The 24,231-nt window shown below is 72.0% G+C and carries 24 protein-coding genes; 11 read left to right on the forward strand and 13 right to left on the reverse strand.

Features of this window, described 5'->3' with window-relative positions; genetic code table 11:
• Positions 1 to 20 precede the first annotated feature (20 nt).
• Together AB0H12_RS09565 and AB0H12_RS09570 are read left to right on the forward strand one after the other, a co-directional pair.
• Positions 21 to 1,784 (forward strand): ABC transporter ATP-binding protein, encoded by a 1,764-nt coding sequence (locus AB0H12_RS09565; protein ID WP_499622144.1) that lies wholly within the window; start codon positions 21 to 23, stop codon positions 1,782 to 1,784.
• The gene (locus tag AB0H12_RS09570) at positions 1,781 to 3,640 is read left to right on the forward strand and encodes an ABC transporter ATP-binding protein (RefSeq protein WP_499622146.1); all 1,860 of its coding nucleotides are present in this window, start codon (positions 1,781 to 1,783) and stop codon (positions 3,638 to 3,640) included. Before AB0H12_RS09565 ends, AB0H12_RS09570 begins: the two co-directional genes overlap by 4 nt.
• 7 nt (positions 3,641 to 3,647) lie before the next feature.
• Here AB0H12_RS09570 and AB0H12_RS09575 read toward each other — a convergent pair whose 3' ends face one another.
• Both AB0H12_RS09575 and AB0H12_RS09580 read right to left on the reverse strand, forming a co-directional pair.
• Entirely contained in the window at positions 3,648 to 4,265 is a 618-nt protein-coding gene (locus tag AB0H12_RS09575; RefSeq protein ID WP_499622147.1) for a DUF2537 domain-containing protein, read from the reverse strand.
• Between the two features lie 38 nt (positions 4,266 to 4,303).
• Positions 4,304 to 5,080, reverse strand: coding sequence for a TrmH family RNA methyltransferase (locus AB0H12_RS09580; RefSeq protein WP_499622148.1), 777 nt, complete (start codon positions 5,078 to 5,080; stop codon positions 4,304 to 4,306).
• Between the two features lie 206 nt (positions 5,081 to 5,286).
• Between AB0H12_RS09580 and AB0H12_RS09585 the strand changes: the two genes are divergently transcribed.
• Positions 5,287 to 6,786, forward strand: coding sequence for a glutamate-cysteine ligase family protein (locus AB0H12_RS09585; protein WP_499622150.1), 1,500 nt, complete (start codon positions 5,287 to 5,289; stop codon positions 6,784 to 6,786).
• Positions 6,787 to 7,154: 368 nt separating this feature from the next.
• On the opposite strand, the gene AB0H12_RS09590 is transcribed toward AB0H12_RS09585, so the two are convergent.
• The 5 genes from AB0H12_RS09590 to AB0H12_RS09610 form a co-directional block, all read right to left on the reverse strand.
• Positions 7,155 to 7,565, reverse strand: a complete 411-nt coding sequence (locus AB0H12_RS09590) for a hypothetical protein (RefSeq protein WP_230569812.1) — start codon at positions 7,563 to 7,565, stop codon at positions 7,155 to 7,157.
• Between the two features lie 292 nt (positions 7,566 to 7,857).
• Entirely contained in the window at positions 7,858 to 8,622 is a 765-nt protein-coding gene (locus tag AB0H12_RS09595) for an ABC transporter permease (protein WP_499622152.1), read from the reverse strand.
• Positions 8,623 to 8,632: 10 nt separating this feature from the next.
• Positions 8,633 to 9,955, reverse strand: coding sequence for an MFS transporter (locus AB0H12_RS09600; RefSeq protein ID WP_499622153.1), 1,323 nt, complete (start codon positions 9,953 to 9,955; stop codon positions 8,633 to 8,635).
• A gap of 4 nt (positions 9,956 to 9,959) precedes the next feature.
• Positions 9,960 to 10,388: a MarR family winged helix-turn-helix transcriptional regulator gene (locus tag AB0H12_RS09605; protein WP_230569809.1), complete on the reverse strand. Its 429-nt coding sequence runs from the start codon at positions 10,386 to 10,388 to the stop codon at positions 9,960 to 9,962.
• 52 nt (positions 10,389 to 10,440) lie between these two features.
• Complete coding sequence (locus AB0H12_RS09610) at positions 10,441 to 11,946, reverse strand: NCS2 family permease (protein WP_499622154.1); 1,506 nt, start codon at positions 11,944 to 11,946, stop codon at positions 10,441 to 10,443.
• 123 nt (positions 11,947 to 12,069) lie between these two features.
• Here AB0H12_RS09610 and AB0H12_RS09615 point away from each other — a divergent pair, with 123 nt between their 5' ends.
• A complete protein-coding gene (locus AB0H12_RS09615; RefSeq protein ID WP_499622156.1) occupies positions 12,070 to 12,339 on the forward strand; it encodes a DUF2530 domain-containing protein in 270 nt (89 codons plus the stop codon).
• 430 nt (positions 12,340 to 12,769) lie between these two features.
• Here AB0H12_RS09615 and AB0H12_RS09620 read toward each other — a convergent pair whose 3' ends face one another.
• Both AB0H12_RS09620 and AB0H12_RS09625 read right to left on the reverse strand, forming a co-directional pair.
• On the reverse strand, positions 12,770 to 15,598 hold the full coding sequence (locus AB0H12_RS09620; RefSeq protein WP_499622157.1) for a sacsin N-terminal ATP-binding-like domain-containing protein: 2,829 nt from the start codon (positions 15,596 to 15,598) through the stop codon (positions 12,770 to 12,772).
• Positions 15,595 to 16,365, reverse strand: coding sequence for a DUF3027 domain-containing protein (locus AB0H12_RS09625; RefSeq protein WP_499622159.1), 771 nt, complete (start codon positions 16,363 to 16,365; stop codon positions 15,595 to 15,597). The genes AB0H12_RS09620 and AB0H12_RS09625 overlap by 4 nt, the downstream gene beginning before the upstream one ends.
• Before the next feature lie 73 nt (positions 16,366 to 16,438).
• On the opposite strand from AB0H12_RS09625, the gene AB0H12_RS09630 reads away from it, so the two are divergent.
• The 5 genes from AB0H12_RS09630 (at position 16,439) to AB0H12_RS09650 (ending at position 20,971) form a co-directional block, all read left to right on the forward strand.
• Positions 16,439 to 17,182 (forward strand): glutaminyl-peptide cyclotransferase, encoded by a 744-nt coding sequence (locus AB0H12_RS09630; protein ID WP_499622524.1) that lies wholly within the window; start codon positions 16,439 to 16,441, stop codon positions 17,180 to 17,182.
• Positions 17,183 to 17,200: 18 nt separating this feature from the next.
• Positions 17,201 to 18,103, forward strand: coding sequence for a threonine ammonia-lyase (locus AB0H12_RS09635; protein ID WP_499622160.1), 903 nt, complete (start codon positions 17,201 to 17,203; stop codon positions 18,101 to 18,103).
• Between the two features lie 33 nt (positions 18,104 to 18,136).
• Positions 18,137 to 19,714, forward strand: a complete 1,578-nt coding sequence (locus AB0H12_RS09640) for an MFS transporter (protein ID WP_499622161.1) — start codon at positions 18,137 to 18,139, stop codon at positions 19,712 to 19,714.
• Between the two features lie 11 nt (positions 19,715 to 19,725).
• Positions 19,726 to 20,202 carry a DUF2771 family protein gene (locus AB0H12_RS09645; protein ID WP_499622162.1) on the forward strand — a complete coding sequence of 159 codons (477 nt, stop codon included), beginning with the start codon at positions 19,726 to 19,728 and terminating at the stop codon, positions 20,200 to 20,202.
• A 121-nt stretch (positions 20,203 to 20,323) separates the two neighbouring features.
• On the forward strand, positions 20,324 to 20,971 hold the full coding sequence (locus AB0H12_RS09650; protein ID WP_499622526.1) for an AlbA family DNA-binding domain-containing protein: 648 nt from the start codon (positions 20,324 to 20,326) through the stop codon (positions 20,969 to 20,971).
• Between the two features lie 66 nt (positions 20,972 to 21,037).
• On the opposite strand, the gene AB0H12_RS09655 is transcribed toward AB0H12_RS09650, so the two are convergent.
• A complete protein-coding gene (locus tag AB0H12_RS09655; RefSeq protein ID WP_123744351.1) occupies positions 21,038 to 21,424 on the reverse strand; it encodes a cold-shock protein in 387 nt (128 codons plus the stop codon).
• 167 nt (positions 21,425 to 21,591) lie between these two features.
• On the opposite strand from AB0H12_RS09655, the gene AB0H12_RS09660 reads away from it, so the two are divergent.
• On the forward strand, positions 21,592 to 21,783 hold the full coding sequence (locus tag AB0H12_RS09660; RefSeq protein WP_499622164.1) for a hypothetical protein: 192 nt from the start codon (positions 21,592 to 21,594) through the stop codon (positions 21,781 to 21,783).
• Here AB0H12_RS09660 and AB0H12_RS09665 read toward each other — a convergent pair.
• On the reverse strand, positions 21,749 to 22,393 hold the full coding sequence (locus tag AB0H12_RS09665; RefSeq protein ID WP_499622166.1) for an HAD family hydrolase: 645 nt from the start codon (positions 22,391 to 22,393) through the stop codon (positions 21,749 to 21,751). The two genes, AB0H12_RS09660 and AB0H12_RS09665, sit on opposite strands and share 35 nt — an antisense overlap.
• A gap of 36 nt (positions 22,394 to 22,429) precedes the next feature.
• Between AB0H12_RS09665 and AB0H12_RS09670 the strand changes: the two genes are divergently transcribed.
• The gene (locus tag AB0H12_RS09670) at positions 22,430 to 22,972 is read left to right on the forward strand and encodes a TetR/AcrR family transcriptional regulator (RefSeq protein WP_499622168.1); all 543 of its coding nucleotides are present in this window, start codon (positions 22,430 to 22,432) and stop codon (positions 22,970 to 22,972) included.
• A gap of 3 nt (positions 22,973 to 22,975) precedes the next feature.
• Here AB0H12_RS09670 and AB0H12_RS09675 read toward each other — a convergent pair whose 3' ends face one another.
• Together AB0H12_RS09675 and AB0H12_RS09680 are read right to left on the reverse strand one after the other, a co-directional pair.
• Complete coding sequence (locus AB0H12_RS09675) at positions 22,976 to 23,227, reverse strand: hypothetical protein (RefSeq protein WP_499622170.1); 252 nt, start codon at positions 23,225 to 23,227, stop codon at positions 22,976 to 22,978.
• Positions 23,228 to 23,229: 2 nt separating this feature from the next.
• Positions 23,230 to 24,204: a Gfo/Idh/MocA family protein gene (locus tag AB0H12_RS09680; RefSeq protein WP_499622172.1), complete on the reverse strand. Its 975-nt coding sequence runs from the start codon at positions 24,202 to 24,204 to the stop codon at positions 23,230 to 23,232.
• Positions 24,205 to 24,231: the final 27 nt, after the last annotated feature.

Below are 24,231 nucleotides of genomic sequence, written 5' to 3' on the forward strand. Positions count from 1 at the left end.
GGTGGACCGGAGGGGGACTCGTGTCGGAAGACCGTACTTCCACAGCCGCGACTCTGCGCAGGCTGTGGCCGTACCTCAAGCCCGTTCGCACACCCGTCGTGCTGGCGATGGCCGCCACCATGCTCGCGATGACGTGCGGCCTGGGTATCCCGCTGATCACCCAACGAATCGTGGACGGCCCGATCGCCGGCCGCGACCTGGATGCGTTGCCGCTGCTCATCGGCGTCATCGTGCTGCTCGGCTGCGCCGAAGCCGCGCTGTTCTACGCCCGCCGCAAGCTGATCGCCGGACCGGCGTCGGACGTCGAGGCGCGGATGCGGGCCGAGCTGTACCACCACCTGCAAGACCTGCAGGTGGCCTTCCACGACCGCTACCAGTCGGGGCAGCTGCTGTCCCGCGCCACCACCGACCTGACCCAGGTGCGGCGGTTCGTCGGCTTCGCCGTGATCTTCCTGGTGGTCAACACCCTGGTCGTGGCCACGGGCCTGGGCGTGCTGTTCTGGCTCTCGCCCGTCCTCGGCCTGATCGTGCTCGCGAGCACGTTGCCGCTGGTCGCGCTGTCCTACCTGTTCGAGACGAAGTTCAAGGTCGTCGCCCGCCGCGCGCAGGACCAGGCCGGCGACCTCACGACCGTGGTCGAGGAGTCGGTGCTCGGCATCCGCGTGCTCAAGGCCTTCGGCCGCGGCCCGCACCTGACCAAGCGGTTCATCCGCCAGGCGCGTGAGCTGCGCGACACCGAGATCTCGAAGGTGCGGATCTTCGCCGCGCTGTGGGCCGTGCTGATCGTGCTGCCCGAGCTGGGCATCGCCGGTCAGCTGGCGTTCGGCTCGATCGGCATCGCCGACGGCACCGTCACGGTCGGCACGCTCGTCGCCGCCATCACGGTGAGCGCTTACCTGCGCTGGCCGGTCGACTCGATCGGGTGGTTGCTGGCGGAGACGAACTCGACCGCCTCCGCCCTGGAGCGGTACTTCGAGGTGACCGACACCGCGGTCACCGTGACCACCCCCGTCGACCCGAAGCCGTTGGCCGCGCCCGTCCTCGGGCACGTCCGCCTGGAGGGCGTCCGCTACCACCACCCCGGTTCCGACAACGAGGTGCTGCGCGGCGTCGACCTGGACATCCGACCGGGTGAGACCGTCGCCCTCGTCGGCGCCACCGGCTCCGGCAAGACCACCGTCACCGCGCTCGTGCCCCGACTGGCCGACGTCACGGCCGGCCGGATCACGCTCGACGGCGTCGACGTGCGCGACCTCGACCTCGCCGAGCTCCGCCGGGTCGTCGGCACGGCGTTCGAGGAGCCGATCCTGTTCTCCGCGAGCGTCACCGAGAACGTGGCCCTCGGCTCCAAGGACGTCAGCGAGGAACGGGTCCGCGAAGCCCTGAAGGTCGCCCGGGCCGAGGACTTCGTCAACGCCCTCCCGTGGGGCCTCGACACCCGGATCGGCGAGCAGGGCCTGTCCCTGTCCGGCGGTCAGCGCCAACGCCTCGCCCTCGCGCGCGCGGTCGCCGGCCACCCGGCCGTGCTGGTCCTCGACGACCCGCTCTCCGCGCTGGACGTGCACACCGAGGCCGACGTCGAGGCCGCGCTGCGCCGCGTGCTCAAGGGCGTCACGGCGCTCGTCGTCGCCCACCGGCCGAGCACCGTGCAGCTGGCCGACCGGGTGGCGATGCTGGTCGACGGCCGGATCGCGGCCACCGGAACGCACGCGCAACTGCTGGCGGACAACGAGGACTACCGCAACCTCTTGTCCACTATGGAGGACGAGGAGGTGGCGGCGTGACGAGCGTGGCGCAACCCCAACCCCAACCCCACGACGCCTCGGACGACGAAGCCTGGCGGGGCGTGGGGGCCGAGGACGTCGAAGACGTCGACTACGCCACCGGCGTCAAGCTCCAGGCCCGCTCCCGCCGCCTCCTCGGCGAGCTGATCCGCCCGCACACCAGGGCCGCGATCCTGGCCCTGGTGATCGTGATCGCGGAGAACGTGGTCAACCTGGCCGGCCCGCTCCTCATCGCCGCGGCCATCGACACCGGCATCCCGGCGGCGCTCGACGGCCGTCCCGACGCCCTGGCCTGGTGCGTCGGCGGCTACGTCACCGCCGCGATCTCCGCCACGCTGCTGCGCTGGTCGTTCGTCCGCCTGACCGGCCGGATCGGCCAGGACGTGCTGCTCGTCCTGCGCGAACGCATCTTCCGGCACGCGCAGCGCCTGTCGGTCTCGTTCCACGAGAAGTACACGTCCGGCAAGGTCATCTCGCGCCTGACCAGCGACGTCGACTCCCTCCAGGACCTGGTCGAGGAGGGCTTGGACGGCTTCTTCACCTCGATGCTGTCCCTGCTGGGCATCTCGGTCGTCCTGCTCTACCTGGACCTCCCGCTCGCGCTCGTCGTGCTGTCCGGCTTCCTGCCGCTGATCATGCTCACCCAGTGGTTCCGCCGCCGTTCCGGCCGGGCCTACCGCCACACGCGCGGCGCGATCGCGAAGATCATCGTGCAGTTCGTGGAGACCATGAACGGCATCCGCGCGGTGCAGGCGTTCCGGCGCGAGCGGCGCAACGAGAAGATCATGGGCGAGCTGAACGCCCGGTTCCGCGACGCCAACACCGACGCGATGGGCGTGATGGCCGCGTTCACGTCACTCGTCCGAGTGATCGGCAACATCTCCCTGGCGGTGATCCTCGCCTGGGGCGCGTTCCGGGTGGCGAACGGGCAGCTCGAACTGGGCGTGCTGGCCGCGTTCACGCTGTACGTGCGGCGGTTCTACGACCCGTTCGACCAGCTCGCGATGTTCGCCAACGCGTACGCCTCGGCCACCGCCGCGCTGGAGAAGATCTCGGGCCTGCTCGAGGAGCGACCGCAGGTTCGCGAACCCGAGGAACCGACACCGCTGGGCGACGTACGGGGCGCGGTCCGGTTCGACGGTGTCGAGTTCCGCTACTCGGCCTCCGCCCCCGTCGTGCTGCCGCCGTTCGACCTGACCGTGCCCGCCGGGCAGACCGTGGCGCTGGTCGGCGCGACCGGCGCGGGCAAGTCCACGCTGGCCAAGCTCGTGGCCCGGTTCTACGACCCGACCGAGGGCTCGGTGCGGCTCGACGGGGTCGACCTCCGGTCCGTCGCGGACGCCGAGCTGCGCCGCGCGGTGGTCATGGTGACGCAGGAGAACTTCCTGTTCGACGGGTCCGTGCTGGACAACATCGCGCTGGGCCGCCCGTCCGCGACCCGCGAGGAGGTCGAGGCGGCGGCCCGGGCGGTCGGCGCGGAGGAGTTCATCCGGGCGCTGCCCGAGGGCTACGACACCGACGTGCGCAAGCGCGGCGGGCGGCTCTCGGCCGGGCAGCGGCAGATGGTGGCGTTCGCGCGGGCGTTCCTGGCCGACCCGGCGGTGCTCGTGCTCGACGAGGCGACGTCCAGCCTGGACGTGCCCACCGAGCGCGCGGTGCAGGACGCGCTGGAGACCGTCCTGGCCGAGCGGACGGCGTTCATCATCGCCCACCGCCTCTCCACCGTGCTGATCGCCGACCGGGTCCTGGTGCTCGACGGCGGCCGGGTGGTGGAGGACGGCACGCCGGAGGAGCTGATCGGCGGGCGCGGCCGGTTCGCCGCGCTGCACACCGCGTGGCGGGACTCCTTGGCCTAGCCGACCGTCACAGGAGGGTCGTCAGCAACAACGACAACCACGCCGCCAGCACGCCCGCCACCACGCCGTACGCGACCCACCGCCACACCGGCACCTTCCGCGCCAGCCACACGGACGGGGTGATGCCGCCGACCACCAGGACGTTCGCCAGCAGCGCGAGCCACTGGCTGGTCTCGCCCAGCCCGACCGACAGCGTGTACACGGTGAACGTCACCACGGCGGCGACGATGAAGCTGACCGTGAGCCCGGTGCCCCAGGGGGTTTCCTCCTGGGGTTCGGGCTCGTCGGCCTCGACCCCTTCGTCCTCCTCGGGCTCGTCGGCCTCGACCGACGGGACGTCCACGACCACGAGCTCACCGGTCACGGGATCGGTGTACTCCACCGGTGTGCCCATGTCTGCCGCCAACCTTCTCGCCAGTTGTCGCCCCCGCCTGGTCACGAGGGCGTTCGCGGCGCCGTCGGAGGGCGGGTCGGCCCGCGTCACCGCGTCGGCCACCTTCGCCCACTCGTGCAACGCGTCGGCGAGCCCGGCGCCCAGCGGGAGGCTGTGCGGGTCGACTTCCCGCTCGCCCGCGTCGTCGCGGCCCGCGAGCACGGCCCGGCCGTCCTGCACCCGCAGTTCCACCTACGTCCTCCTCTGCTCGGGATGAGAACGTAGCGCGTTCAGGCGATCGCGTAGAAGGCGATCGCGCCCGCGGTTGCCACGTTCAGAGAGTCGACGCCGTCCGCCATGGGGATCCGGACCGCGACATCGGCCGCCGCGATGGCCTCGTCGGTCAGGCCCGGGCCCTCCGATCCGAGCAGGACAGCGACCTTGCGACCGCGCAGCCCCGCGTCGGCGAGGTTCTCCGAACCGGCCCGCGGCGTGAGCGCGGCGACCGTGAAACCGTTGTGGCGCAGCAGCTCGAAGCCTTCGGTCAGGTTCGGCATCGACGCGAACGGCACGCGCAGCACGTGACCCATCGAGACGCGGACGCTGCGCCGGTACAGCGGGTCGCTGCACCCCGGGCCGAGCAGCACGCCGTCGATGCCGAGCGCGGCGGCGTTGCGGAACAGCGAGCCCAGGTTCTCGTGGTCGCCGACGCCTTCCAGCACCGCGAGCCGCCGTGACGAGGCGACGAGCTCGGCCACGTCCGGCTGGGGCGCCCGGTCGGCGGCGGCCAGCACGCCCCGGTTGAGGTGGAACCCCACCACCTCGGCCATGACCTCGGCGGACGTGACGTAGGCGGGGGCCGGCAGGTCGCCGAGCGCCTCCACCCTCCGCCGCACGCCGAGCAGCCCGCGCACCGGGTAGGGCGAGTCCAGGAGCCGTTCGACGACCACGACGCCCTCGGCGATGACCAGTCCCCGCCCACCGGGCCGGTCGGGCCGCCGGTCGGCCGTCGACAGGTCCCGGAAGTCGTCCAGCCGCGGGTCCGCCGGGTCGTCGATCTCGATCACACCGAGGAGTGTCCCATTTGTCGACAGGTGAACACCCCTCGTGGATCGGATGTCGCAGCCGCAAGCCGCCAACCAGCACCTTCTCGCTGATTGTTACTGCTATGTGACAGAGAGCACCGATTTGGGCGCTGGCGGGCAGATGCTTGCTGTGTCACGGTTGGCCTCCGCTAAGCCCGCCGGAGCAGCCCTACCGATTGGGAGGCGGCATGGGTACGGATGTGTCCAGTCGGACGTTCACCAGAGAGGACCGCCAGCGCTACCGCGAGCGCATGCAGCGGTGCATGGACGCGCTGGGAACCATGCTGGCGGAGGAGAGCTTCTCCTTCCCGAGACAGCAGATGGGGCTGGAGATCGAGCTGAACCTGGTCGACGGCGCGGGTCGGCCCGCGATGGCCAACTCCGAGGTGCTGGAGAAGATCGACGACCCGTCGTTCACGCTGGAGCTGGGCCAGCACAACCTGGAGGTCAACGTCCCGCCGCGCGAGCTGGCCGGTGACGAGACGCTGGACCTGGAGCGGGAGCTGGTCTCCACGCTCGCGGCAGCGGACGTGAAGGCGCACGACGCCGGCACGTCGATCGTGATGATCGGGGTGCTGCCGACGTTGCGGCACGAGCACTTCGACCGGCGGTGGCTGTCGCAGCAGGCGCGGTACACGACGTTGAACGACCAGATCCTCGCCGCGCGAGGTGAGGAGGTCGTGCTGTCGATGGAGGGCGCGCCCCTGCCGGGGCGGGCGGGCGAGCGGTTGTCCAGCTACGCCGAGTCGATCATGCCGGAGGCGGCTTGCACGTCCGTGCAGCTGCACTTGCAGGTGGCGCCGGATGATTTCGCGGCGCACTGGAACGCGGCGCAGGCGTTGGCCGGGGTGCAGGTGGCGATCGCGGCGAACTCGCCGTTCCTGCTCGGGCGGGCGTTGTGGCACGAGACCCGGATACCGCTGTTCCTGCAGGCCACGGACACGCGTTCGGAGGAGCTGAAGAACCAGGGCGTCCGGCCGCGGGTGTGGTTCGGCGAGCGGTGGATCACGTCGATCTTCGACTTGTTCGAGGAGAACGTGCGCTACTTCCCGGCGTTGCTGCCGGAGACCGGCGACGAGGACCCGTTGGACGTGCTCGGGGCGGGCGGGACGCCGTCGTTGACGGAGTTGCGGCTGCACAACGGGACCGTGTGGCGCTGGAACCGGCCGGTGTACGACGTGGTGGACGGCGTGCCGCACCTGCGCGTGGAGAACCGCGTCCTGCCGGCCGGGCCGACGGTGCTCGACACGATGGCGAACGCGGCGTTCTTCTACGGCGCGCAACGAGCACTGACCACTTTGGAGCGTCCTTTGTGGACCCAAATGTCGTTCCACGCGGCGGAGGAGAACCTGTACGCCGGGTCTCGGCACGGGATGGGCTCGCAGCTGTACTGGCCGGGCATCGGCTGGGTGCCGCCGGATGAGCTCGTCCTGCGCCGCCTGTTGCCACTGGCCCACGAGGGGCTGCGGGCGTGCGGCGTGTCCGACGAGGCGTGCGAGCGCTACCTGGGCGTGATCGAGGCCAGGTGCCTGGCGCGGCGCACGGGCTCCCAGTGGCAACGCGAGACGGTGGCCCTGCTGGAGGAACGCGGCGCCGACCGCGACACCGCCCTCACCGCCATGCTGGGCCGGTACGTCGAACTGTCACACGCCGGCGAACCGGTCCACACCTGGCCCGTGGGCCTGTAACCCCCGCCGCGCTCGGTGCCCGCCGCACTCGGGCATGCGACGCCCAGCGCCCGCAGCGTCCAGGGGCGCGGCGGGCGCCGGGTAACCCGCTTCACGCTCGACCCCGGTCTCGTTCACGCTCGAACCCGGTCTGGCTCGCGTGCGCCACCGTGCCGGCGCGCGCCCGCACGTGCCGCACGTGCGCCGTTCCCGTCCAGAGCGCGATGCCTGGTCCGGGCCGGGTGCCACACCTTCATTCCTCCGGCGACGCTTTCGGCGTTTCCCTTGATCCCCGAACCCGCTCGATTCGCGCGTTCGGGTGATCTTCGCGTCCCGACCACGAGAACCGCGTCGACCCAAAACCACAGGTCAGCGACCCCACCGCCGACTCAACGCCGCCGACCGGCCTTCAGCGGAGCGACGTCGGCGCCGTCGTGGGAGCTGCGGCACTCGTCGGGGGTCACCGCCTCGACCGCGAGGGTCAGCATGCCCTTCACCCCCGTGTAGATGCTCTCGCCCGCCGACGCCAGCGACGTGTGCACCCGGTTCGAGTCGGAGAAGTCCCGCTCGTCCTTCGTGCGCTTCTTCCCGGCCTCCTCGGGCTTGGTCGCGCTGCGCAGGTTGACCTCCAACCACGCGGCCACCTCGGCGGGCGTGGTCAGGACCTCCTCCGGCGTGCGCTCCAGCCGCTCGGCGCGCGGGGAGGCGTGGTCGAGGGACGTGTGCTCCACATAGGCGTGCCAGTGCGTGTTGCGCAGTGACCACGTCTGCTCGACCGGCCAGTCCTCCTCGGTGCCCATGCGCCCATCTTGCCAGGGTCCGCACGTCCAAGGTGTGGTCAACCCCCACAGCCGACGCCGTCCTCCGGTCGTGGGCGACGAGCAGCAGCGTGCCCCCGCACCCCTCCAGCGCCTGCCCCGACTGCTCGATGGCCGCCACGTCGGGGGGCCGGTCGGCTCGTCACTCGCCCCCAGCCGTCGGCGCCCGCGGCGGGCCGGCACGACGAGGCCCCGCCGCCCGGTGGTACGACCGGGAGGCGGGGCCTCGTCTGTTCCCGAACTGACTGCCGCTCCCACCACGAAGCGACGAGCCTTAGGTTAGCCTAACTTCACCGACCGCACCAGTCCTGCGCACGAGGCCGCGGGCGACGAGTTCGACGACCACCGCGATCGCCACCGCCTCGACCGCCAGCAGCGCCAGCAGCACGACGAGCTGCAACGCGCCCGCCTGCCACACCGGAGCGCCGCCGAGCAGCATCCCGACGAACGCGCCGGGCAACGTCACCAGGCCGACCGTCCGGGTCTGGTCCAAAGCCGGGATCAACGCCTCCGCCGCCGGCCCCCGCACCAACTCCCGCACCGCCACCGGCTCGGTGAACCCCAGCGCCAACGCCGCCTCGAACTCGCCGTGCCGGTCCCGCAACGTGTCCAACGTCCGCCGCACGGACAACGTGGTGGCGGTCATCGCCCCACCGATCAGGATCCCCCCGACCGGCACCAGCGCGATCCCCCGCAACGGCACCAGGCCGCTCGCCACCAGCGCCACCAGCGCAGGCGCCGTCCCCGCGAGGATCGCCACACCCACCCACACGCCACGCCGTCCGGTCTTCGTGCGGGCAGCCGACGTCCCCGTCGCCACGCCCGCCATCACCACCAGGAACGCCGCCGTCAGCGGCAGCGACGCCAGCACCACCGTGATCACCGCCGACACGGCGGCCAACTGCGCCGTCGCCCGCACGGCCGCCCGGACCACGGGCCGAGGCGACGCCAACCGCGCCCACCACACCACGGCGCCCGCGACGGCGGTGAAGATCAGACAGACGACGAGCAGCCGGACCCAGTCCGTTGCGATGACCACCGGACCATTGTCAGACGCGGGCGCGGCGGCGCAGGCCCAGGCGGTGCGTCGGCAGCCTCATGCCACCCCGTCGGGCCAGCACGACGCCGCCGACCACGGCCGCCAGGATCGACACCACACCGCCGACGACCAGCGGCGCCCGCGCGGTGAAGTGCTCGGCCAGCCAGCCCATCACCGGGCCGCCCACCGGGTTGCCGCCCAGGAACACCAGCATGTACAGGCCCATGACCCGGCCGCGCATCGCGGGCGACACGGCCAGCTGCACGGTCGCGTTGGCGGTCGTCGTGAACGTCATCATGGCGATGCCGACGGGGATCAGCGCCAGCCCGGCCAGCCACATCGTGGGCATCAGGCCGACCACGACCTCCAGCACGCCGAACGCCAGCGCGCCCAGGATCAGCAGCCTCAACCGCGGCTTGCCGCGCGCGCTGCGCTTGGCCGCCAGCGTCGCGCCGGCCAGCGTGCCGACCGCGAGCAGCGTCGAGAGCAGGCCGTAGGCGGAGGCGTCGCCGCCGAACGTGTTGCGCGCCAGCACGGCCAGCGTGACGTAGAAGTTGAGCCCGAACGTGCTGATGAAGAACACCAGGCACAGCAGGATCACCAGGTCGGCGCGCTTGCGCACGTACCGCAGCCCTTCCCGCAGCTGGCCCTTCTCCCGGGGCACGGGGTCGCCGCGGTGCAGTTCGGCGGCACGCATCAGCAGCAGCCCGCCCAGCACGCCGAGGAAGCTGATCGCGTTGATCAGGAACACCCAGCCCGTGCCCACGAAGATGATCATCACGCCGGCGACGGCCGGGCCGACCATCCGGGCCAGGTTGAACGTCATGGCGTTCAACGCCACCGCGTTGGTGAGCTGGTCGCGGCCGACCATCTCGACCACGAAGCTCTGCCGCACCGGCGTTTCCACCGCGGACACCGCGCCGAGCAGCAGGCACAGCAGGTAGACGTGCCACAGCTCGACCACGCCCGTGACGTCGAGCAGGCCGAGCGTCAGCGCGCAGAGCCCGAGACCGGTCTCCAGCACCAGCAGGAGCTTGCGCTTGTCCATCCGGTCGGCGAGCACGCCCGCCCACAGCGACAGGAACAACGTGGGCGCGAACTGCAGCGCCGCCGCGATGCCGAGGGCGACCGGCGAGCCGTCGGACAGCTCCAGCACCAGCCAGTCCTGCGCGACGCGCTGCATCCACAGCCCGACGAGCGAGACGACCTGACCGGAGGCGTAGAGGCGGTAGTTGCGCACGCGGAGCGAGCCGAACATGCGCTTGCGCGGCGGGGGTGCGGCTGGGTTGCGTTCGACCTGGTCCGTCTCTGCCCCACCCGCGTACGCCGGCACTTCGTTACTGCCCCGCCATCCTGTCGATGATCTCGGCGGCACGCGACAGCGTGCCCCGGTCCTCCGGTGTCAGCTCGGCCAACCGCTTGTCCAGCCAGGCTTCCCGCGCGGAGACCTCTTCGTTGATGTAGCTCAGCCCCGCCTCGCTCAGCTCCACGATGGCCTGCCGGCCGTCGGTGGGGTGGGGGCGGCGCGTGGCGAACCCGTACTCCTCCAGGGCGGCTATCACCCTGGTCATGGACGGTGGCTGGACGCCTTCCTTGGCGGCCAGCTCGCCCGGCGTCAGGGGTCCGCACTTGTGCAGCGTCGACAGCGCGGACACCTGGGTGAGCGAGATCGCGGAGTTCACCCGCTGCGCGCGGAGCCTCCGGTTGAGCCGGACGACGGCCAGTCGCAGCCGGCTCGCCAGTCCCGCTTCAGCCTCGGTCTCCACGTAGTTAGCATACCTCACGATCTCGTCGCCCGTCGAAGAGAAGTTGCCCACCTCAGCCCGCGAGCGCGGCCTGGATCGGTCCGATCGCGAAGTAGACGACGAACGCTGCCGCCACGACCCACATCAGCGGGTGCACGCTGCGCGCACGCCCGGTGAGCGCCCGCAACACCACGTAGCTGACGAAGCCCGCGCCGATGCCGTTCGCGATCGAGTACGTGAACGGCATGATCACGATGGTGAGGAACGCGGGCAGGCCGACGGAGAAGTCGGCGAAGTCGATCTCCTTGATCTGCATGATCATCAGTGCGCCGACGACGACCAGCGCGGGCGCCGCCGCCTCGATCGGCACCACCGCGTACAGCGGGGTGAGGAACATGGCGCCGAGGAACAGCAGGCCGGTGACGATGTTCGCCAGGCCGGTCCGCGCGCCCTCCGCGATGCCGGACGCCGATTCGATGAAGACCGTGTTGGACGACGAGGACGCCGCACCGCCCGCGACCGCGCCCAGGCCGTCCACGAACAACGCCTTGGACACGCCCGGCAGCTGGCCGTCCTTGCCGATGACGCCGGCTTCCTTGCCGAGGCCGGTCATCGTGCCGACGGTGTCGAAGAAGTCCGTGAGCACCAGCGTGAACACCAGCAGCGCGGCGGTCAGCGCGGGCACCCGCGTCCACGCGCCGAACGAGACGTCGCCCAGCAGCGAGAGGTCGGGCAGCCCGAAGACCTGCTCCGGCAGGCCGGGGTAGCCGAGGTTCCAGCCGGTCGGGTTGGTGCCCTGCGAGGGGCCGGCCTTGACGATCGCCTCGATCACGATGGACAGCACGGTCGCCGCCAGCACGCCGATCAGGATCGCGCCCTTGACCTTGCGGGCGACCAGGATGCCGGTGACCACCAGGCCGACCACGAACACGAACGTCGGCCACGACGCGATGGACCCGTTGATGCCGAGCCCGACCGGCACGGTGGTGCCCGCCGCGTCCGGCAGCCGGCGCACGAACCCGGCGTCGACCAGGCCGATGAAGCAGATGAACAACCCGATGCCGACCGCGATGGCCGCCTTGAGCTCCGCCGGCACCGCGTTGAACACGGCCGTGCGGACACCCGTGACGACCAGCAGCAGCACCACCAGGCCGTTGACCACGACCAGGCCCATCGCCTCGGGCCAGGACATCTGCGGCACGATCGTGACGGCCACGAACGAGTTGATGCCCAGGCCCGTGGCCAGCGCGAACGGGTAGTTGGCGACGAGTCCGAAGAGGATCGTCATGACGCCCGCGACCAGCGCCGTCACCGCCGCGACCTGCGGGATGGTGAGGATGTTGCCGAGCACGTCGACCTTCGCGGAGGGGTCGTCGGCGGCGAAGCTGCCCAGGATCAGCGGGTTCAGCACGACGATGTAGGCCATGGTCACGAACGTGACGAGCCCACCGCGCACCTCCCGCCCGACCGAGGAGCCGCGTTCGGAGATCTTGAAGAACCCGTCCAGCTTGGACCGGGCCGGCGACTTGGGCGGCGTCGGCGGCGGCGTCTGAGCGGCGGGTGTCCCGGCGGTGGCCATCTCATCTCCTCGATCGGTGGTGCGGAGCGGGCAGTGCGTGCCCTGCTCGTGCGTGCCCTGCTCGTGCGTGCGGAGCAGGCAGAGCGTGCCCTACTCGTGTTTCGGGCGAGTAGCCTGCCCGACGTGGCCGAACAGGACGCAACACCCCTCCCACCCCCGCCGCCGCTTCCACCGAAGCTGGCCGATCCCGTGCCCGCGATCGTGGCCGGAACCGCCCTGTGGCTGCTGGCGCTGGTCGGGGTGCTGCTGTTCGCCCGCGACCAGACCGTCCTGGTCTGGACGTGCCTGTCCGGCGGCTTGCTGGGGATCATCGGCTACGGCATCTTCACCTGGCAACGGTCCGCCGCGCGCCGCGGCAGCCGCACCGCCCAGCAAGGCCAGGGCCTGGAGTGAGCGGCGCCCAGGCGGCCTCCGGCTGACGCCGGCCACCGGCTGCCACCGCACCATCGGACACCCGGCAGCCATCGGCTGCCCGGGCTGATACCGCACACGCGGCTCTCAGGCTGACACCGCAGGCGGCTCGCGCTCGGCCGCACCAGCCGCATCGGCCGACCAACGCCCGCCGCCGCTCGCCGACCAACGCCGCCCAACGCCCGCCGCCGACCACCGCTGCTCCGTGCCCCGACCACGGCTGCCCGCCGACCACCGCTCGCATCGGCCGAGACCGGCGGACGGCCGGCGCTCGACGGACCCCGACTGACACTGGGGGCCGGGGCGCCGCGCCTCCCTCTTTTCCGGCAACAAATCCGGGATTTCCATTCATCCCCGGAGCGGCTGCCACGATCGGGTGATCTTGGCAGCCCGGCCGGTCAGCCCCGGCCGGTCAGCCCAGCAGCACGGCAGGCGTCGGGTCGGCGATCAGCGCGGCGAACGTGTGCCGATCATCCCAGCGGCCCGTCGTCCACGCCAACGCACGCGCTAAGCCCTCGGGCGTGTCGGCGGCATGCACGACCGCGTCGTCCACCCACCACGACACCGAGTGCTCCGCACCCTCGGCCGCCACCACGAGATCGTCGTGCACGACCAGCGAACCGTCCGGCAGGTCGACGCCGAGCAGGTCGCACGCCAGCCGCACGGCACCGAGCTCCGACCAGATCACCTCGTCGCCCTCGCCGACCACCGCACCGGACACCTCCTCCGACGCCAACGGCAGCGCCAGCAGCTCCGCCAGTTCCGCCGCCGCGCCGGACGACGCCAGCACCTGGCCCGGCGGCAGCACGCCCAGCAGCCACGGCAGGTCCAGCACCAGCACGTCGTCCGCCTCCTCGGCGGCGCCGGTCAGCACCCGCACCCGGTCCGGCGGCTCGACGCTCACCGACTCCGCCACCTCGGCCAGCGAAGCGTGCACGCGCAGCACGAGAGCATCGGACAGCTTGCGCGCAGGATCACCCAGCCGTGCGATCAGATCCGTGACGTCGTCGGAGTCCACCACGCTCAACGACGTGCGCACCCCGGCAGCGGCCAGCACGTGCGGCGGCAGCCCGATCGACGGCACCACGTCGTACAGGCCCTCCAGCCCGTCCGCGTCCGGCAGCCGCCAGGACCCGAGCGGCACGCCGTCGAGCGTCGCGTAGCGCGCCAGCCACCAGCCCGTGTAACCGTCCGGCTCGCTCACCGCACGCCACGCCACCGGGTCGGCGGCCATCATCGCCAACGCCTGCGGCCACTTGTCCCGCGCCACCAGGTCCAGGTCGCGGATGCCGAGCACCCGCGCCGGCGGCACGTCGAACGCGTCCCACCAGTACCCCTCGTCGGCCAGGTCGTGGTCGGGCTCGGTGGGCGAATCGTCCTCCACCACGGTGAACCCGTCGATCACGCCGACGTCCGTCAGCACCGACCGGGGCCACTCGGCCGCCACCGCGGCGTCCAGCACGCCGAACGGCGCGTCGGGCTCCAGCACGGCCAGCAGCGCCGAGTCCGGCAGCACGAGTTCGTCCGCGCGCCGCCACTCACCGTCCGCCGACGGCAACGCCAGCTCCGACAGCCACGGCCGCCCGCCGGCCCGGGACACCAGCCGCAGCACGGTCCGCACCAGCTCCGGACCGTCCAGCGCGGGGTCGTCCAGGCTCCGGTGCACGGCCTCGCGCACCGCGTCGGAGTCCAGCAGCTCCGCCGGACCGGCCTCGGTCGCGCCCAACCTCACCAGCAACGGGTGCGCCGCCTCGGGGTGCGCGATCCGCAACCCGGGCACCGAGAACAGCTCCGTGTCCGTGCCGACCAGCACCCCGCGCGGGCTGCTCACCAGCCGCCCGTCCACCAGCGGCACGGGCAGCCCGCCCATCGCCTCGCGCGCGGTCGAGTCGACGTCCGCGACCGGCGACAGCGCGTCGTACACCTGGCGCCACCACGACGGGTCGCCGCCGACGCCGGCCAGCGCGGAGACCACTTCGGACACACCGAGCCGCGGCACTTCCAGCGCTGCCAAGGCCTTCGCGTGCGGCGGCAGCGTCAGCTCGTAGTCGAGCAGGCCGGGTACGACGTCTTCCAGCAGCTCGACCAGCTCGAACGACGCCAGGTCCAGCACCTTCGCCGCCGACGGCGCGGCCCACTCGCCGTCCGCCAGCGGCAGCCACGACGCCGACCGCAACGCCGCCAGCACACCGGTCCGCAACCGATCGTCCACTTCGGACAACGGGAACCCGGGCAGCGGCACCAGCGACGTCCGCTCGACCGCCGGCAGCTTCGCCACCAGCTCCGGGTACGCCGACGCGGCCCGCTCCAGCACGAACGACGCCGCCGCGCCCGCCAGCACCCGCCGCCGCGACGGCTCCACCGGCAACGTCGCGATCAACCGCGCGGGCAGCGACAGCTTCTCGTCGGTCGGCGTCGGCGCGTGCAGCACGTCCCCGGGCAGCGGCTCGTCCATCGGCCACGCCCAGCACGCGGACCACTGCGGCCGCGACTCGACCCCCGCGACCAGCGCCGCCGGCAGCTCGCCACCGACCCGGTGCACCAGCCACCGCTGCGCCCCGCCCGGCCCGGTCAGCACCACGACGCCGTCGGCCTCGGACCGCTCCCACGCCTCCGCGCCGACCTCGACCCGCCGCAACCCCGGCAACGCCAGCAACAGGTCCGGCACCTGCACCGCGAACTCCGCGAGCAGCGCACCACCGTCGACCTTCAACGGCAACCGCACCTCGGTGTCGAACCCGTCCGGCACGTCCGTCTCGTCCGACGGCCACACCAACCGCAGCACCGGCACGTCACCGCCGCGCGCGGACGCCAGCGACGGCGCCGCTTCACGCGTGCGGGAGGCCGAGAACGCCACCGCGCCGGTCCGCGACACCACCCGCGGCTCGTCGGTCACCGCCAGCACGGCCGCGAAACCGACGCCGAACTGCCCGACCGTGTCCGCGGCCTTCGACGACGCGCGCAACGACGCCAGCGCCGCCACGCCCGCCGCGTCCAGCGGCGCACCGGTGTTCGCCGCGCGCAGCTCACCGTCCACAACGGACAGTCGCAGCACGCCGGGCGCGTCGCCGGCCGCGTCGGACGCGTTCTGCGCCAACTCGACCAGCAGCCGGTCGCGGTACCCGCCGAGCCGCAGGTCCTCCTCGGCGTTGGCGTCCTCCCGGAACCGCGTGGGCGAGCCGTGCCACGCCGCCAGCACCGACTCGCGCAGCGCCTCGGTGCCGAACGGGTCCGCGCTCACTTCCCGCTCTCGGAGTTGGCCTCGACGTCGAGCACCGCGTCGTCGTAGACGACCTCGGCGACCGGCACGAGCGGACCGCCCTCGACCTCGACCTCCGAGTGCGCGCCGCACCCGTACTCCACGTGCACGACGTGCCCGTCGGCCGGCGTCATCTCGTTCGCGCACACCCCGTAGGCGGCGCCGAGCGACCCGGCGATCCGGGTGTAGAAGCCGCACGTGCCGCAGGTGGCGGGCGCGCTGCGGGCCATCTCGCTGCGCGGCCCGAAGTCACCGGCGTGCCAGCGCTGGGCGGCGTCGAGCACGCCCTCCCGCGACAGCACCCGCACGCGACCGAGCCCGACCTCCAGGGCGACCTCTTCGACCGCCGGGTCGTCCGAGCCGACGTACCCCGGCGCGAGGCGCGGGTCGTCCTCGGGCGCGGGCAGCAGGTCGCCGACACCGAGGTCACCGGCCCGCACCCGCTCGTGCCACGGCACCCACTCGGGCGCGACCAGGGCGTCCTCGCCGGGCAGCAGCACGACCTCGCTGACCGACAGCGGCGTGCCGGGGCCCGCGAACGCGACCGTGACGGCCCAGTTCCAGCCCTGGTAGCCCGCGTGGTCGGCCTCGAACAGGTGCGTCGCGGACACCGCGTCCTCGGCGACTGCGCCCACGTGGTCGCCGACGCGTTCCGCGCCCGCCTCCTCTTGCGCGGCGGCTCGGGCGAGCCGGACTGCCGCTGGGTCGGCGAGCGCTGGATCGGGCTGGCGGGTCGGCGTGGCGGTCACGGGTTGAATTGTGCCGCACGTCCGCGCGGCCCCGTGCACACGTGCCACCCTTTCGGACGTGCGGTGGCTCCTGATGGCGGCGGTCTTCGTCTTGTCGGCGGCGTGCACCACCCCGCCGAGCGGTCCAACGGGCGGTCCGACCCGGGTCGAAGTGCTGGGCACGGTGCCCCACGACACCGGGGCGTTCACGCAGGGGCTGGAACTCGTGGACGGCGTCCTCTACGAGGGCACCGGCCTGGAGGGGCAGTCCTCGCTGCGCCGGCTCGACCCCTCCACCGGCGAGGTGGAACGGCGCGTCGACCTGCCCGAACCCCTCTTCGGCGAGGGCATCACGGTCGTCGGGGACCGGATCTGGCAGCTCACGTGGCGGGACGGCGTGGCCATCGAGCGGGACCGGAACACGCTCGAGGAAGTGAGACGCGTCACGTACGAGGGCGAGGGCTGGGGGCTGTGCCGCGACGGCGGCCGGCTGGTGATGAGCGACGGCACCGACGAGCTGGCGTTCCGCGACCCGACCTCCTTCGCCGAGACCGGCGCGGTCGCCGTCCGCCGCGACGGGCAGCCGCTCCCGTTGCTCAACGAGCTGGAGTGCGTCGACGGCCAGGTGTGGGCCAACGTGTGGCAGACCGACGAGGTGGTGCGCATCGACCCGGCGAACGGCCAGGTCACGGCCACCGTCGACCTCAGCGGCCTGCGGCCGGCCGACGTGCCGAAGACCGACGTGCTCAACGGCATCGCCGCGGTGCCGGGCACCGACGAGTTCCTCGTCACCGGCAAGAACTGGCCGACGATCTTCCGGGTCCGGTTCACCCGGTAGTGACCTACGGTCTCGCACGTGGACATCGACCTCGACAACATCGCCCGCGCCGCCGAGACCATCGACCCCGTCTTCCGCGGCACACCGCAGTACGTCGACGAGCAGCTCGGCACGGCCCTGGGCCGCCGGGTGCTGATCAAGGTCGAGACGGTCAACCCGCTGCGCAGCTTCAAGGGCCGCGGCGCGGACTTCATGGGCGCGACCCTGCCGCCGGGACGCCCGGTCGTGTGCGCGTCGGCGGGGAACTTCGGCCAGGCCGTGGCCTACGTCGGCCGCAACCGCGGCTTCCCGGTCGAGGTCTTCGTCTCCCGTGCCGCCGTCCGCGACAAGGTCCGCCGGATGAAGTCCCTGGGAGCCTCCGTGATCGAGGTCCCGGGCGACTTCACCGCCGCCAAGGACGCTGCCCGCGACCACGCCCAGCGCGTCGGCGCGATCTTCGTCGAGGACGGCCGTGACGTCGCCATCACCGAGGGCGCGGGCAGCATCGCCGTCGAACTCCTTCGAGCCTGCCGGTTCGACACGGCGGTGGTCCCCGTCGGCGACGGCGCCCTGATCACCGGCATGGCCCGGTGGATCAAGGAGCACTCCCCGGACACCCGCGTCGTCGGCGTCTGCGCCGAGGGTGCGCCTGCCGTGGCCCGCGCCTGGGCGGGGCGTCCGGTGGCCGACACGCCCATCGACACCATCGCGGACGGAATCGCCGTCCGCGTCCCCGTGCCCGCCGCCATCCCCCGCCTGCGAGCCCTCGTCGACGACATGCTCCTGGTGCCCGACGACGCCATCCGAGACGCGATGGCGCTGGCCCAGCGCACGCTCGGCCTCGTGCTCGAACCGGCGGGAGCCGTCGGCCTGGCCGCGATCGCCGTGGCCGACCTCCCGGGCGAGACGATCGCCACCGTGCTCACCGGCGGCAATGTGTGAGACAGCCCGCACCGGGTGAGGCAGGATTGACACGTGACACCCCCTCGGCCGGAAGACCAGTCGCGGCGGTACCCGTGGGAGGACGACGAGTACAAGCCGCGGACCCGGCCGTACCCGACTCCGGGCTCGCCCCCACCACCCGACCCACCCCGGCAGGACCAGCGCGCCCACCGCGACCCGCGTGGCAACCGCGAATCGGCCGGCTTCACCCCACCGCCGGCTCCGCCCCCGGACGCCGACAAACCGACCGTCCCGACGCTGCCGAAGAAGCTGACCGTCACCCGCGTGGCGTGGTTCCGCACCCGGCAGCTCAGCAGCAAGGCGCTGGCCACGTTCCGCAAGGCCGCGCACGCCGACGGCGCCAAGCAGTCCGGCCTGTCCTCCCTCACCTACGCGGTGATGCTGAACTACGCGGCCGACGCGGCGATGGCGGTCGCCCTGGCCAACACCTTGTTCTTCTCCGCCGCGGCGGGCGAGAGCCGGGGCAAGGTCGCGCTCTACCTGCTGATCACCGTCGCGCCGTTCGCCCTGGTGGCACCCGTCATCGGCCCCGCCCTGGACCGCATCCAGCACGGCAGGCGGGTGGCGCTCGCGGCGTCCTGCGTGATCCGCGTCTTCCTGTCCATCGCGATGGCGCTGAACTTCGACAACTGGGGCCTCTACCCGGCGGCGCTGGGCAGCATGGTGCTCTCCAAGTCGTTCACGGTCCTCAAGGCCGCGATAACACCCCGCGTGCTGCCCCGTGAGATCACGCTGTCCAAGACCAACGCCCGGATGACCGTGTTCGGCCTCGCCGCCGGCGGCGTCTTCGGCGCGGTCGCGGCCGGCTTCGCGAACCTCTTCGGCTCGCCGGGCGCCCTCTGGTTCACCGCCGCACTCTGCCTGACCAACGCCTACTACTGCCTGCGCATCCCGTCGTGGGTCGAGGTCACCGAGGGCGAGGTCCCCACCTCGCTGCGCGCCAAGCCGCAGAAGCCCAAGCGCCAACCACTCGGCCGCACGGTCGTGGTCGCCCTCTGGGCCAACGGCTCGATCCGCATGCTGACCGGTTTCCTCATGCTCTTCGCCGCCTTCGTCGTCCGCGCCCAGACCGAGGGCGACGCGCTCATGCAGGTCCTCCTGCTGGGCGTCATCGCCGCCGCGGCCGGCGTCGGCAGCTTCCTCGGCAACGCCGTCGGCGCACGACTGCACTTCGGCGCACCGGACCAGGTGGTCATCGGGTGCCTCACCACCGCGCTGGCCGCGGTCGTCCTGGCCGCCGTCTTCCCCGGCCTGGTCACCGCCGCCGCCGTCGGCCTCGTCGGCGCCACCGCCAGCTCGCTGGCCAAGGTGTCCCTCGACGCGGTCATCCAGGACGACGTCCCCGACGAATCCCGCGCCTCCGCCTTCGGCCGCTCGGAAACCATCCTCCAGCTCGGCTGGGTCTTCGGCGGCGCCCTCGGCGTCCTGCTGCCCACCGAGTACTGGATCGGCTTCACCGTCCTGGCCGTCCTGCTCGCGGCGGGCCTGGCGCAGACCATCCAGACCAAGCGCGGCACGACCCTCATCCCGGGCCTGGGCGGCGACCGCCCACTGCGGCCCGCGCCCGTCGTGCCCAGGCCGGGCACGTAGGCTCGACCGCCGTGCGCCGAGTCCTGATCCCCGCGTCGCTCCTGGTCCTAGCCGGTTGCGCGGCGGCACCCACCGACCCCGAGGTGACGTTCTACGCCGACGGCAAGACGATCAACGTCCAGCCGACCCAGTACTGCGACCTGCAATCGGAGAACTGCGACGTGGCCCCGGACGCCGTCGGCGTGCTGCGCGTCCGCCCGGGCAAGCCGGTCCAGATCTCCGTGCCGGGCGACCTGGCCGACACGGCCTGGTCGGTGAAGTTCACCTACCGCAACGCGCGGGGCGAACCCCAGGAACCACTGCGCAGCAGGCTCTTCACCGAACGCGACCCGAGGTACGCCTACACCCTCGTGCTCCCGAACCCCGACGACCAGCTGGAGAGCGTCGAGGTCCAGCAGTACGGCGCACGCATCGAGGCAGGCGCCACCGGCGCGTTCGACTTCGTCGCCCGGGGCACCTGGGTCCTCTCGGTCGACGACCGAGGCTGACCTGCCTGTTCAGGTAGCGGAGCGGTGCTCCGTTCGTCCGGCCGCTCCGCCGAGCGGTCTGTCGAGATGGCACCATGAGTGACGATCTCGCGGACTTGCCGGGGACGGAAGAAACCCCTGCCTGGAGTTCAAGCAGTCCGCGACCGATAACAGCGTTATTCTACGCGCGATCTGCGCACTGTCGAACGACCTGCCGAACAGGGGTGGCGGAGACCTGCTGATCGGCGTCGACAAGTACGGCAACGCGGTGGACGGTACCGACGTCTCGGACCGCGCGCTCCTCGCCTTCACGGACATGCGCGACAACGGGAAGATCATCGACCGACCTTCGGTCGTCGTCGACCGAGCGAAGTTCCAGGGCAAGGACGTGGTCCACATCAGGGTGACGGCTTCATCGACACCACCAGTCCGCCTTGACGGCATCGCTTGGGTGAGGCCTGGGCCGACGACTCGTCGCGCCACCCGCGACGCCGAGAGAGTGCTCAGCGAGCGTCGCCGGTCGAACGAAGGCCCGTTCGACACTCGAACTGTGCACGGCACGACGCTTGACGACCTCGACCTGACCCCACGACGCGCGCAAGCCCATGTTCGACTTGCGTTCCGCAGACGGTGCGATAGGCAGCATGCAGTCATATGTTCAAAGGTGCTACCTGGACTTCAAGAAACTGGCCGTCGAAGTCGCGAGACGACTCGACAAGCTGGCGGTGACCGAGCCCATCGACCTCCGGTGACCTCCGACCGACCTCCCGCTGCGGTAGGGGCGCCCTGACCCCCAGGCGACGAGCCTGGGGGCCAGGGCGTCCGTGTACGTGCCGAACGGACGGCACCACCGGCTTTACGGATCCAACTCCCGCGCCACCGCCCGAACCACCTCGGCGATCAGCTTCGTGTTCTTCCGCTCCGGGTACCGCCCCCGCCGCAACTCGGGCTGCACCTTGTTCTCCAGCAGCTTGATCATGTCCTCGATCAGGCCGTGCAGCTCCTCGGCGGGCCGACGACGGGCCTCCGCCACCGACGGCGCGGGGTCGACCAGCCGGACCGACAACGCCTGCGGACCGCGCCTGCCCTCGGCCATGCCGAACTCGATCCGCTGACCGGCCTTCAAGCCCTCGACACCCGGAGGCAGCGCGGATTTCCGCACGTAGACGTCTTCGCCACCGTCCTGTGTGACGAAGCCGAAGCCCTTCTCCGAGTCGTACCACTTGACCTTGCCGGTCGGCACCGTTCTCACCAATCCTTTTGCGATCACACGACGAACGCGCCCCGGGCGTGCCCAAGGCGCGTCTCACCAGACTATCCAGAACACCGCCGCCGGGGCACCTCCGATCGCGCGACTGCGCCGCCCCGCCGCCCCGCCACCCCGCCCGGACCCGCGACTACGCTTCAGCCATGTCGACCTCGAAGCTGATGCCGCCGGCAGTGGCGTTGTTCGCGCTCGGTGTGGCGGCCATCGTCGCGATGTTCATCGCCGGCGAACGCGGCCTGCCGGCCTGGGTGTTCGCCGCGGGTTGGCTGCTCGCCCCCGCGGGTCTCGCGCTGGGCGTGTTCAGCGCGGTGCGGAACGCCCGGCCCCGGCGCTGAGCCGGTCGACGTTCGCCCGGAGCCACCCGGGGAACTCCGTCAAGTCCGCCAGCACCACGTCCGCGCCCTCGGCCGTCAGCTCCTCGGCGTCGCACGGCCCGCTCACCACCCCGACCGCCACCGCTCCGGCCGCCTTCGCACCGCGCACGTCACCCACGTGGTCGCCCACGTACGCAGCCGCGCCGTGCGCCTTCAACGCCTCGGCCTTGCCGGCCGCCCACAGCTCGCCGAACAGGTGGTCCACTTCCCAGTCCAGCGCCGCCAGGTGCAGCGCCGCGTTGGCCCGATACTTGCCGGTGACCACGATCGTCGTCCCGCCCAGCTCACGCACCGCCGCAAGCGCTTGCGCCGCGCCCGGCAGGGCGACCGTGGCCGGGATGACGACCTCCGGGTACAGCTCGCGGAACCGGGCGATCAACCCCGGGATGTCCTCTTCGACCACGCCGAAGTCGCGGTAGATCATGTCCAGGGGCGGGCCGAGGTTGGCCGCGAAGTGGGCCCCGTCCAGCGGGTAGCCGCTCTCCGCCGCGACCGCGTCCATCACGGCGGCCATGCCCGGCCTGGGGTCGATCAACGTCATGTCCAGGTCGAAGCCCACGGTCAAAGGCACGGTTCGCACCCTATGCGCTGTGCGAAGCTTTGCGCCGTGACGGAACTCACCCGGGCGCTGCTCGACGCGGCGGTGGAGCTGATCGCGGCGCACGGCTCGCGTGGCCTGCGCATGGCGGAGGTCGCCGCCAAGGTGGGCGTGAGCAGGCAGACCGTCTACAACGAGTTCGGCAACAAGGAACGGCTCGTGCAGGCCGTGGCTCTGCACAAGACCGCCGAGTTCCTCGACGGCGTGCGGGCTGAGCTGGCGAGCACGTCCGACCCCTTGGAGGGCCTGCGGCGCGGCGTCAGGTTCGCGTTCGACCTGGCCACCCGGGACGCGCTGGCCAAGTCGGTGCTGGGCGGTGCGAACGCCGAGGACATGCTGCCCCTGCTGACCACCAAGGGACGACCGGTCCTGACGTTCGCCACCTCGGTGTTCGCGCAGCACATCCGCAAGCACTGGCCGGCGATGCCGGACGCGCGCGTGCACCTGGTCGCGGACACGATCGTGCGGGTCGCGTTGAGCCACCTGCTCACGCCCGGCAGCCGCCGCGTCGAATCGGTGGTCCAGGTGATCGAAGCGCTGCTGCCCGGCTGACCGTCACCGACGTGCCGCGGACCCGACCCTCCGCGCACCGCCCTTCCCCGCGCCGGCCTTCCCGACGCCCTTCCCCGCACCGACCTGCCGCGGCACGACGATCCGCCGCGCGTCCGCCCGTCGCGGCGCCTCACGCCTGCGCGCCGCCACGGTCCGCACCGGCTCGTCACCCCCCGCGCCCCGGCGCGAGAACACGACCAGCCCCACCGCGCCCACGAGCCCGGCCACCGCCGCGAGCACCCACTTCTTGCCCATGATCAACCCACCGCCACGTCGTCGTAGTCCAGGCCCACCCGCTCGGCGGCCCTGGTGAGGGTGCGCAGGATCGCCAACGACTCGTCGGGCCGCATGGACGGGCTCTCCGTCTCACCCGCCCGCACCCGGTTCACGACCTCGCGCAGCTGTGGAACGTACCCGGCGCCCTCCTGCTCGTGCCGGTGCTCCACCCCGTTGACCACGATCCGGCTCGGGTTGAACAACGCCTCCGGCAGCTCGACCAGACCGCGCGTCCCGTACACGACCGCGCCGGACTTCAGCGGGCTGACCAACGACGACCCCAGCAACGCGTGCGCGCCGCCCTCGTAGCCGAGCAGCATCCCGATCTCGGCGTCCACGCCGTCGACCATCCGCCCGTGCGCCTGGACCGTCTCCGGCTCGCCCAGCAGCAGGTGCGCGAACGACACCGGGTAGATCCCCAGGTCGAACAACGACCCGCCGCCCAGCGCCTTGTTCCACAGCCGGTGCGCCGGGTCGTGCTCCAGCGTGAAGCCGAAATCCGCCCGGATCGACCGGACCTCGCCGATCTCGCCGTTCGCGACCAGCTCCGCCATCCGCACGATCAGCGGGTTGAACCTGGTCCAGATGGCCTCCATGAAGAACAGGCCGCGCTCGCGCGCCAGGTCCACGACGTCCCGCAGCTCGCGCAGGGTCAGCGTGGCGGGCTTCTCGCACAGCACGTGCTTGCCCGCCTCCAACGCCGCGCGGGTCACCTCGTGGTGCTGGACGTGCGGCGTCGCCACGTAGACGACCTCCACGTCCGGGTCGGCCAGCAGGTCGGCGTAGTCGCCGTACGCGCGCGGAATCCCGTGCTTGGCCGCGAAGGACTCGGCCTTGGGCAGCGCGCGCGACGACACCGCGAGCACCTCGACGTCGGGCAGCAGGCGGAGGTCACCGGTGACGACGTCGGCGATGCCGCCGGTCGCCACGACACCCCAGCGGAGTTTGTTCGGCACGGGACGGGAGCTTAATCGGGCAAGATG

The organism is Actinosynnema sp. NPDC023794, assembly GCF_040639675.1.
Classification (GTDB): domain Bacteria; phylum Actinomycetota; class Actinomycetes; order Mycobacteriales; family Pseudonocardiaceae; genus Actinosynnema; species Actinosynnema luteola.

Bases quoted from the DNA above. Each gene is read 5' to 3' on its own strand.
- AB0H12_RS09585 (WP_499622150.1), top strand. From the start codon at position 5,287: ATGGGTACGGATGTGTCCAGTCGGACGTTCACCAGAGAGGACCGCCAG.
- AB0H12_RS09590 (WP_230569812.1), bottom strand. From the start codon at position 7,565: ATGGGCACCGAGGAGGACTGGCCGGTCGAGCAGACGTGGTCACTGCGC.
- AB0H12_RS09610 (WP_499622154.1), bottom strand. From the start codon at position 11,946: ATGGCCACCGCCGGGACACCCGCCGCTCAGACGCCGCCGCCGACGCCG.
- AB0H12_RS09630 (WP_499622524.1), top strand. From the start codon at position 16,439: ATGGCGGCGGTCTTCGTCTTGTCGGCGGCGTGCACCACCCCGCCGAGC.
- AB0H12_RS09660 (WP_499622164.1), top strand. From the start codon at position 21,592: ATGTCGACCTCGAAGCTGATGCCGCCGGCAGTGGCGTTGTTCGCGCTC.
- AB0H12_RS09675 (WP_499622170.1), bottom strand. From the start codon at position 23,227: ATGGGCAAGAAGTGGGTGCTCGCGGCGGTGGCCGGGCTCGTGGGCGCG.